At 31.0% G+C, this 8,816-nt stretch carries 14 protein-coding genes and 2 pseudogenes; all 16 read right to left on the reverse strand.

Features of this window, described 5'->3' with window-relative positions:
- On the reverse strand, positions 1–301 hold a 301-nt coding region (locus ACWPW7_RS23130), incomplete at its 3' end, for a YopX family protein (RefSeq protein ID WP_454055610.1).
- Positions 298–492, reverse strand: a complete 195-nt coding sequence (locus ACWPW7_RS23135; protein WP_454055611.1) for a hypothetical protein — start codon at positions 490–492, stop codon at positions 298–300. The genes ACWPW7_RS23135 and ACWPW7_RS23130, both read right to left, overlap by 4 nt.
- Positions 485–763, reverse strand: coding sequence for a DUF1599 domain-containing protein (locus tag ACWPW7_RS23140; RefSeq protein WP_454055612.1), 279 nt, complete (start codon positions 761–763; stop codon positions 485–487). Before ACWPW7_RS23140 ends, ACWPW7_RS23135 begins: the two co-directional genes overlap by 8 nt.
- Positions 764–800: 37 nt before the next feature.
- Entirely contained in the window at positions 801–1,208 is a 408-nt protein-coding gene (locus ACWPW7_RS23145) for a DNA N-6-adenine-methyltransferase (protein WP_454055613.1), read from the reverse strand.
- 108 nt (positions 1,209–1,316) lie between these two features.
- Positions 1,317–1,967: a DNA-methyltransferase gene (locus ACWPW7_RS23150; RefSeq protein ID WP_454055614.1), complete on the reverse strand. Its 651-nt coding sequence runs from the start codon at positions 1,965–1,967 to the stop codon at positions 1,317–1,319.
- Between the two features lie 331 nt (positions 1,968–2,298).
- Positions 2,299–2,427 (reverse strand): hypothetical protein, encoded by a 129-nt coding sequence (locus ACWPW7_RS23155; protein ID WP_454055615.1) that lies wholly within the window; start codon positions 2,425–2,427, stop codon positions 2,299–2,301.
- Between the two features lie 528 nt (positions 2,428–2,955).
- Positions 2,956–3,090 carry a hypothetical protein gene (locus ACWPW7_RS23160; RefSeq protein ID WP_454055616.1) on the reverse strand — a complete coding sequence of 45 codons (135 nt, stop codon included), beginning with the start codon at positions 3,088–3,090 and terminating at the stop codon, positions 2,956–2,958.
- A 193-nt stretch (positions 3,091–3,283) separates the two neighbouring features.
- The gene (locus ACWPW7_RS23165; protein WP_454055617.1) at positions 3,284–3,451 is read right to left on the reverse strand and encodes a hypothetical protein; all 168 of its coding nucleotides are present in this window, start codon (positions 3,449–3,451) and stop codon (positions 3,284–3,286) included.
- Between the two features lie 126 nt (positions 3,452–3,577).
- Positions 3,578–3,739: a hypothetical protein gene (locus ACWPW7_RS23170; protein WP_454055618.1), complete on the reverse strand. Its 162-nt coding sequence runs from the start codon at positions 3,737–3,739 to the stop codon at positions 3,578–3,580.
- A gap of 235 nt (positions 3,740–3,974) precedes the next feature.
- A pseudogene (locus tag ACWPW7_RS23175) lies at positions 3,975–4,142 on the reverse strand (DnaA N-terminal domain-containing protein); the annotation flags it as partial.
- A gap of 77 nt (positions 4,143–4,219) precedes the next feature.
- Entirely contained in the window at positions 4,220–4,534 is a 315-nt protein-coding gene (locus tag ACWPW7_RS23180) for a hypothetical protein (RefSeq protein WP_454055619.1), read from the reverse strand.
- Between the two features lie 213 nt (positions 4,535–4,747).
- A complete protein-coding gene (locus ACWPW7_RS23185; RefSeq protein ID WP_454055620.1) occupies positions 4,748–4,879 on the reverse strand; it encodes a hypothetical protein in 132 nt (43 codons plus the stop codon).
- A 751-nt stretch (positions 4,880–5,630) separates the two neighbouring features.
- Positions 5,631–6,281: pseudogene (locus tag ACWPW7_RS23190) on the reverse strand (recombinase RecT).
- Positions 6,268–8,223 (reverse strand): recombinase RecF, encoded by a 1,956-nt coding sequence (locus ACWPW7_RS23195; protein WP_454055621.1) that lies wholly within the window; start codon positions 8,221–8,223, stop codon positions 6,268–6,270. Before ACWPW7_RS23195 ends, ACWPW7_RS23190 begins: the two are co-directional and overlap by 14 nt.
- A gap of 60 nt (positions 8,224–8,283) precedes the next feature.
- Positions 8,284–8,469: a hypothetical protein gene (locus tag ACWPW7_RS23200; RefSeq protein WP_454055622.1), complete on the reverse strand. Its 186-nt coding sequence runs from the start codon at positions 8,467–8,469 to the stop codon at positions 8,284–8,286.
- A 3-nt stretch (positions 8,470–8,472) separates the two neighbouring features.
- Positions 8,473–8,816, reverse strand: a 344-nt coding sequence (locus tag ACWPW7_RS23205) for a hypothetical protein (RefSeq protein WP_454055623.1), incomplete at its 5' end; no start/stop codon positions are given.

An 8,816-nucleotide genomic window follows, 5' to 3' on the forward strand; every position in this document is an offset into this window, starting at 1 on the left:
ATTTCTCTGATTCATTCCATATGCAAAACGATAACCATCCTTCGTTGAAAATGACTTTTCCAATAGTTTCACTTTCTGGTTCATCATAGTTGTACCAAATAGCACTAACAATATCACCTTCATATATCTCAACATTATTTTTATCTTTTAATCCTGTGTATTGCATTAATATATATTCATCTTTATACCAATCCCAATTATCATTATTTACCTTTAACTTTCCATCAACTGTAATGATATCTTTAACAATAATCATTTTATTTTTGGTTTTATTCCATGCTCTAAACTTAATCTCTCTCATACTCTTACCACCTTTGTATTTAAGAGCTGCCCTATATTAAAACTCTCTTTATAGTTTTTGAATTTAACTATTATATTATGGCTCGTTCTATTTATTACTCTTCCTCGTTTAGTTCCCCTATTATCATCCAGTTCGATTTCTAACTTGTCCCCTACTTTGTAAGGGATTGTTAACTTTTTATGTTTAATCATGTTTATCCCCCTTTTCTTTCAGTTCTATCAATGTCATTATAGAATAATTAGCTAAATCCATTAATGTATCTTCTATACTCTCATCAACCTTATTCTCAGCTTTAATTAAGGTCTTTAACCTATTTAATTTATCTTCCAACCTTATTACTGGCATTACCATTCCATATTCCTTAAATCCCTTACTAAAGCTATCTCCATAGTCATGATTTTTTCTTTTGTATAGACTATTTAGTTCTTTGCATATTTCCATGTGTTGCTGTGCTTTGTCCATCAATTTCGCTCCTTTACACTATATTTGATTTGTGCCGCTAAAATACTACAACCATACTTGGAAATGGTGCTGCATTTTTAGCTTCTCCAAACTTTAATCTTCCTTTTATAAATCTTATTTCTTTTGCTTTTTTATAAATATACTCGTGAAAATATATTGTATCTGTCCTTGCTGGAATAAGCATTACTACTGTTGTATTAGGTTTTAAACTTTCTTCATAGCACTTCTTAACCCAATCTTTTATCTCTCTACCATAAAGAGGGTTACAAAACACTGTTTTACCTTTCCAATCCTGCTTTAAGCCATCTTCTACTATAGTAAAATGTTTTTTACATTTAGCATTTTCGTGAGTACTACAAGGATCTAAATTGAATTTAAATTCTTCATTTAATTTATTAAAAAATTCCTGCGGAGTACTCCACATATCTGTTTTACTGCTAAACATTAAATCACTATTAATACCCTATCACCCCTTATGTCTCGGAATTGCCTAATTATCTATTTATTGTTATATATAGATAATTAGATTCCTAAACTGCTTTTTATCATATAATCAAACTATTCTTAGCTGTCGACCTTCTTCTATAACTCTTTGTATTCTTTTAGCAGCCTTACTGCAGTACTTCTTTTCCTTTTCTATGCAAATATAATTTCTATCTGTGTTTATAGCTGCCTCAGCTAAAGTACAACTTCCTGCTGCAAGGTCCAATACGGTATCATTTGGATTAGTATAAGTTTTAATTAAATATTCATATAACTCTACTGGCTTTTGAGTAGGATGTATTCTATCAACTATCTTTATAGCACTATACGGAATATCTATAATGGTCGTTGGATACCTATCTGTTTGTCCTCCGCCTTGCATACCTATTTTTGTCTTACCGTAATTTTCACCTGCAGTTGTATGCTGCTTATATTTATTTACCGGTTTATGTCCATAAGTCTTTTGTGGGTTATATATTGGTAAATTCTTATAAAATACAGGTATATCAATATGCTGTCTTAATGGCATCCTACCAGCATTTAAAAAGTTGGTTTTTTCTTTTGGCTTCCACACCCAAGAGTACCTATAGTGTTTTTTATTTGATAACATAAGCTCTGCTGTAAACATACCTGCTGACATAAATACTATTGCTGCATTATTTTTCGTGATCCTAATAATTTGTTCCCACATAGGCTCAAAAGGAATTGCTTTATCATTCATTTTTAGTCATTTCAAAGGAGCAAATCAGACAGTACCATATCTATTGAATTACTCTCTATTCCCTTCATTACCTCAAGGCAATCACCGTTGATTAACTGGTTTATCATCTATCACCCCCCTTGTGTCGTCTAATAATCATTCTCTTTTACTTTTGCATTGAGAATTAAAATAAACCAATTTGTTTAGGCTCGTGAGAATTAATAAAATCCAAAACATATTTTTTAGAAAATTCAAACATTCATCATAGCTCTCAAAATAATTAGCTATTTCAGTTTCTTTTTCATGTATAGTCAATGTTTTTCCAACTAAAGAATAAATATGTCTTTTATCTTCATAGTAATATATATCTTTTTTTTATACCTTGAATAGATTCAATAAAATTAAGAGCATCTTCTTTATTCTTAAAATCTATAATGTTTTTTATTGATACTTTTACTACAAAGAGAATAAACATAATCATTGATTCCTCTTTTTCTATCTCTTATAAAAAATTTAGTATCTTTATAGATAAAATAAGGACAGAATCCATTTTCAGATCTAAATCTTACAGCAATATAATCTTTAATGTCGTACTTTAATCAAGTACATTGCTTTCAAATTCCTCGGTTCTATTTGAAGCATTCACATATAGGCACTAAATCCAATGCTATATAGCACCCAATGCCATATTGCAAATTAACATTACATCCACTTTCATCGAAATATCCTTTTCCGACCATTTCGCAAAACTCTTTTATATCTAAATGGTGTATCCACACCACCAATTCATCATCATGATAATTCAGTGCTTATTATCTTCAAATTCAATTAGCTTTTCTTTGTTCATTCTATTAACTCCCTTGCAATGTAATCATATTGTGAATTAATTTAAACGTTTCCCACAACGCTTACAATAAACTTTTTGCCATACATATTCATGACCAAACATATCTTTTAAGTGTTCTTTTAGGTATATGTCCCAAAATAAAACATTTAATATTTTTCATTTTCAATACCAATAAAATCCTTCCACACTTTTTTCAACTTCTCTATTACAACCATCAGTAAATCCAATCAATCCATCTGCGCATCCTATAATATTTTCCTTACAGTGTCCTATGCAGTCATAATTTTGAAAGGACATATATTTTCACATTTTTTTCAATTAATGCGTCGACAATGTAATCAATGTAAGATGAATCATCACAATCCTTCCTACATATCTGGAATATTAAATTGGTCATAGAGCCAATACAAAAATCGCTTTTTTAAGATTGCTATTTTTTGCTTCATTCTTTTCAGATTTAGACTCTCACTCCTTCTTCTTTTAATCTAATTTACGACTGTTCCTGCTGCTCCAATATCCTATTTATTGCTTTATTATAAACACTAATATCTTGTAAAAATTCTTCATTGTTTAATGCTTTGTTCAAAGTTGATAGTTCCATAAGATGCCTTAGTTGCTTAATTCCTATTCCATCATTTATTACTATTGATTTTTCCATTGTTTTCACCTTTCTCTACGTACTGGAATGTCATTGGCGTGAACACCAATTTGCTGTACAGATTATTAAATATACTAACCGTATTTTCTTTATTGGCACTAAAGTTCCTCCATAATTATGTCCCTACTATTCAACTCTTGGAGTTCTAAAGTTTCTGGCCGCTGTAATCTCTCCCATGTTATCCATAACATTGTCCTCTAGACAATTAATCCTATTCTCTGTTCTTTTAAAGCTCACATTTACGGTTAATAACCCGATAATAACAGTTAATGATAAACGATTAAACAAACTTCCGTAATCATGCCCTATACCTCCTCAACCCTAACAAAATCTATACCTAGAATGTTTATATATACTTCTTCTCCATCTAAAGGTACATAATCGAGGTCCAGTCTAATTTTTGTATTTCCCTCATAGTCGAAATATTTTTTCTGCTCAAAGCTAAACTCCTTAAAATTTATAGTTATAATTTGTGCTTCTATAAATTATTTTCACTCCTTTTTTCATCTTTCTATCTCTCTAATCATTCTTTTATTAAAACTTTCTTTTTAGTTAGTAGCTCTATTGTCTCTTTAAATTTATTTTCAATAATTTCTTTAGTAAAGTTATTAACTGCTTTAATCTTTAGCTCTGTTTCTGTTTCAACTATCTCATTTGGTTCAATCCATGTTTCAAAACTCACCTTACCAAAATTACTTTTTAGAAGAAAGGGTCGGAGTTAACTGGCTGCTCTTCTTCTCCTTATTCTCATTGTTTTCATTATTATCATTATTTATCATTATTATTGTTTGTGTCCAGTTGGCGGGGACTTTGCTGTCCTATGAGCTGTCCTTCAAGCTGGGACTCTGTTATTGCCTTGAGCTGTCCCATGAGTTGTCCTTTTAGCTGTCCTTTGCTCTCTGAAAAGTTGTGATAAATGTTGTAGTTACTGACTTTGAGAGTTGTCCCTGTTAGCGTCTTTTTTAGTTTAATCATCTTATCATCTTCTAGTAATTTTAAAAGCTTCTTACTGTCTTTATCCACGCCCCAACACTTTGAAAGTTTGACTTCTGATGTATGATGTTCTCCTCTTTCTAGCTCCATTATTTTATTACCTAGTAGAAATTTATTGTCTTTGTGGTTGACTAGAAGGAGGATATCTAACCATTTTTAATTTCTGTGGGTCCTGCCATATCCAGTGCTCTTGAATGTTCCTATGAATACTTGTATATCCTTCTGCCATGTTTTCCTCCTATAAACTTAATTCTAATGTCAACCTCTTATCTGCAATGTAAGTAGGTTTCCCTGTTAATTTTTCTATGTCTGTTTAAATTCTGCTGAGTTACTATTTCCATCTGACAAGTGTATTAAAATTATTTCTTTAACCTCTTTTAAATCTGTTGCTCTTAGAAAGTCCTTAACATTTTCTAATTCAAAATGCGATTTCATAATTCTACTTTTTAGAGTTTCGGGTAACTCTTTTGTCTTAATATTTCATTGCTATAGTTGCACTCTATAAGAATGTGATTTAATCCACTGAACTTATATTTTAAATAGTATGTGTCCGTTGCAAATAGCAATGTACCCATTTCTTTATGTGTAATTAAGAACCCTAACGACTCCACTGCGTCATGTTAATTTCAAAAGGAACTACCGCAAAACTCCCTATCTTAAAAGCTACTTCACTTTTTATTACCTGTCCTCTATAGTTTATCACAACCTTGGTGTCCCCATGCTGCTATAAACATCTATTCCGTTCTTAGTAATCTCTCTTGTGCTTTACTGTGGTCTAGATGCTCATGAGATACTAGGCATCTATTATATTACTTAAATCAAATCCAATCCTTTTAGAATCTCTTTATAAAGGTAATCCACATTCTACGATTAAAATTTCTTCTTTTTCCTTAGGAGTAGGTAGCAGTTGCCGCTACTGCCACTCCCTAATACTTTTAACTCCATAGTAGAAACCTGGACCTTCTTCTGTACTTGTATTTTTAATTTCTGTTGGTTCTACATCTATTACCTCTTCATTTGTGTTTGGAGTTTCTATCTTTATTTCTTTAGCATTTGCATTTGCTTTATTTCTTCTTTTACTTCATACTCAACATTGCTCACTAAATCTTTTTCATCATATTCCTTATCTGCATTATTAAACGCTCCGACTAGAATATCGCTATCATCACTTGTGTTAACAAATGTTTTACCGCGCTCTATTAATTACAGTTTTCTTAGCCATTTCGTCCGCAAAGTTTTGTATATTGCCCCACTGTTTCCTTTTGCTGCTCCTTGGTTCCAGCTTTTCTTTATTTGCCCTATATTCATTACCTCCACATAGTTTTTGTTCATCTTCCATAACTATAATTGCATAAGCACCTTTTATTTTGATGGATCTATATTTTCAAAGCTTTGTTCATGCTTAGTAATCTTTTTTAATCGTATCCAAATCTAGCTCATAGGCAAATTCATCCCCTTCGTAGATTATGTTTGCGACTACATTCTTTACACCTTTTAATCTTTTGGTCGCTGCTACTGTACCTAAGTAACTTCTACTTAATTGCAATTTTCCACCATAAGGTATGAAGTAACATTGCTTTTTAGCTGGGCTTAGTCCTTGTATTACCATATCTAAAAGAGCATTTGCTATGCTTGCCTTGCTACAGCTTTGTAGAACTGGCTTTTTATCTCTATCTAGTGTTTCACTTAGAATTAAATACGCACTTTTTAAAGCATTTTCTGCACTATATCCTTGTGGGATAACTAAATCTCCTTTTTTATTAAGGTCTTGAACTCTTGCAAGTACCTCCTCTGTAATATTTTTTTCTTGTATTGTAACTGCTTTATTCTCTGCCATTTTGTATTACCTCCACTCTTAAACTTTTATCCTTGGATACTATTAAATTAATAACTTGTGAGTTAGCCTCTATAAGTTGGTTTACACTCTCCCTATTGTCTATAAAAATTGGAGCTTGTACCTCATAGTGACTTGATAGAGCGTTTATAATATCTAACCCTGCATTAATTTGACTTGCAGTATTTGCATTGCTGAAAGGTACTCCGTTTATTAAAGCTTCACAAGTTTCTGCTAGTCCGCCATTTACTTGTGTATCGAATAACTTAAAGCTTACATACTTAAACTTGTTATTTATGCTACTTTCTAATAACTCAACCTTAGTTTTTATAAACTCTTCACAAAGATACTCTTGACCTTCTAACTTAGCTATTTGTTGTGCTAGTTTTTTCTCCTCTTCCATCAATTCAGATATTCTAGCTTTTAATTTTTCATTCTGTTCTCTATAAGATAGCTGCTTATTTACTCCGTCTAGCTCCAATTCCAACATCACTCTTTTATCTCTAAGGTCTTTAATATTGTCATTGCTGTCAGTTGGTTGTTGTAGTTTAGTTTCTAACTCACTTACAACTATGCTTAATTCTTGGTATTCTCCATCATCTATTAAAGTATTTTTTGCAACAAAATTATTAATCTTTTCTTTCAGCTCCTGCTCTGAAGCTTTAAGTTTTTCCAACTCTTTATTTTTAGAATCTATGTCAGAATTAATTACTTTTAGTTTTTCTTCATGTTTCTCTAATAGTTCTTTATAACTTTTGCCCTTGTTTTGTATATCTTTAAGTGTTTTAGCTCTATTAGAATTAAAGTTTTCTTCCAGCTGCTGCTTTTTATTTTCTATGTCTTCAGGATCAAAAGCTCTTTTACAAGTTGGACATATGCAAGTATTTTCATCAAACTCAAATACTTTCTGGTTTTGTTCAAACCAATTATTTCTCTCTTCATCACATAATTTTTTATAATGTTCAATATCATTTTCACTATACTGTTTATTTACTTTTAAGTTGTTAATTGTAATTTGTAGCCTATCTATATCCAGTTGCAATGAATTAAGTTTATTTTGAAGTTCTTTTTTAGGCTTATCCTTCTCAGTGTCTGCCTTATATTCCATATCCCTCAATTTAGATTTAAGAGAATATAGTTTATCTTTTTCTTTCAAAGCTTCTTCATTAACTTTAGAGCTATCCATTAACTGATCTTCTACAGATTTAATTCCAGTTACTATACCTCTTTTTCTAAACTCTAAAGCTTCAAAATCAAGCTCTTGAATAGAATTATTCGCTTCATCTATTCTTATAGGAATAGCCTTAATATCGTCGTTTAACTTTCTTTTGCGTGCTTGTATACTTTTCTTTAGGGTATCTATATCTGTATCTATTAATAACTCTTCTAAAAGCTTTAAATCGTTTCTATAATTAATTATTCTATCGTCTGTAATATCTCCAATTATCCCTAGCAATGCGTTTCTTCTATCCTGCCATTTAAGGCTTGTACTAAAATATAGTGGGCTAGTTATAAGCTTAAATATATCTTCCTTTATAAGTTCATTAATCTTCTCTTGGTATTCGCTCTTTTTAACTGGCACTTCATTAATACTGTATAAAGTTTCATGCCCTGTAAGTTGTTTATCAGCTTCTCCTCTTTTCTTAACCCATTTCTCCTTATAGATTTTACTTAATGTTATGTCCCTACCATCTACACTTAAAACTCCTGTGACCTCATGTTCTAATCCGTGTACTACATTATTATTGCTATCTAATGTCTTAATCTCAAAAGTTGTTCTATCCTGGCTATCTTTATCAAATAGCAACCATGTAAAAGCATCGTTTATAGTTGTTTTACCTGTTCCATTGTCTCCAAATATATTAGTGTTTTCAGAAAAATCTATAGTTAAATCTTTGATGCCTTTAAAGTTCTTAAGCTTTAAGCTCTTTAAAATTATCTTCATATAATTAACCCTCCATTTGCATTTTCTATAAATTTGTTTTAAAATCTAATTAACGAATTTTTATTTTTGGTGGCTTAAGCCATCTCTTTTTTTATTTTCTTTTCTTAACTTTTCTAGGTAGTCATTTGCCTCTAATAATTTTCTTACTATCGATTCAGCTGGGGCTTTTACTAACTCATTTATAATCATATTTTTTAGAATCTTATATCCTGGTTCTTCAATTTTATTAATTGCAATTTCTATCATCTTTTAACCCTCCAACAACTTATTTATTTCTTCTAAGCTAAGCTCTGTTATGTCTCCAATAGTTTCTCCTGTTATGCTGTTATAGATTGTTGTACCATCTATGTCAATACACCTCCTAAGAGCTACCGCCGATTTTTCAGCTATGTTGATTACATCTTGCAGGCTTGTCCTTTTGTTAAAGTTAATATTATTGAATTTTATATCCTCGGTTGTCATTTGTAATACTGCTTTGAATTCTGCACTGTCTAGGTTTAGGTTTGATAATAAACCTTTAAACATATTAATCCTCCTTATACTTCTCTCCACAGAAAGGACAAAACACATAATTAAAATTAACCTTTTCTTTC

This window comes from Clostridium sp. Marseille-Q7071 (genome assembly GCF_965112025.1).

Coding starts and splice junctions, on each gene's coding strand:
- ACWPW7_RS23145 (WP_454055613.1), bottom strand. CDS start 1,208: ATGTTTAGCAGTAAAACAGATATGTGGAGTACTCCGCAGGAATTTTTT.
- ACWPW7_RS23185 (WP_454055620.1), bottom strand. CDS start 4,879: ATGAAATCGCATTTTGAATTAGAAAATGTTAAGGACTTTCTAAGAGCA.
- ACWPW7_RS23195 (WP_454055621.1), bottom strand. CDS start 8,223: ATGAAGATAATTTTAAAGAGCTTAAAGCTTAAGAACTTTAAAGGCATC.
- ACWPW7_RS23135 (WP_454055611.1), bottom strand. CDS start 492: ATGATTAAACATAAAAAGTTAACAATCCCTTACAAAGTAGGGGACAAG.
- ACWPW7_RS23140 (WP_454055612.1), bottom strand. CDS start 763: ATGGACAAAGCACAGCAACACATGGAAATATGCAAAGAACTAAATAGT.
- ACWPW7_RS23200 (WP_454055622.1), bottom strand. CDS start 8,469: ATGATAGAAATTGCAATTAATAAAATTGAAGAACCAGGATATAAGATT.
- ACWPW7_RS23160 (WP_454055616.1), bottom strand. CDS start 3,090: ATGTCCTTTCAAAATTATGACTGCATAGGACACTGTAAGGAAAATATT.
- ACWPW7_RS23155 (WP_454055615.1), bottom strand. CDS start 2,427: ATGATTATGTTTATTCTCTTTGTAGTAAAAGTATCAATAAAAAACATT.
- ACWPW7_RS23180 (WP_454055619.1), bottom strand. CDS start 4,534: ATGGAGCTAGAAAGAGGAGAACATCATACATCAGAAGTCAAACTTTCA.
- ACWPW7_RS23150 (WP_454055614.1), bottom strand. CDS start 1,967: ATGAATGATAAAGCAATTCCTTTTGAGCCTATGTGGGAACAAATTATT.
- ACWPW7_RS23165 (WP_454055617.1), bottom strand. CDS start 3,451: ATGGAAAAATCAATAGTAATAAATGATGGAATAGGAATTAAGCAACTA.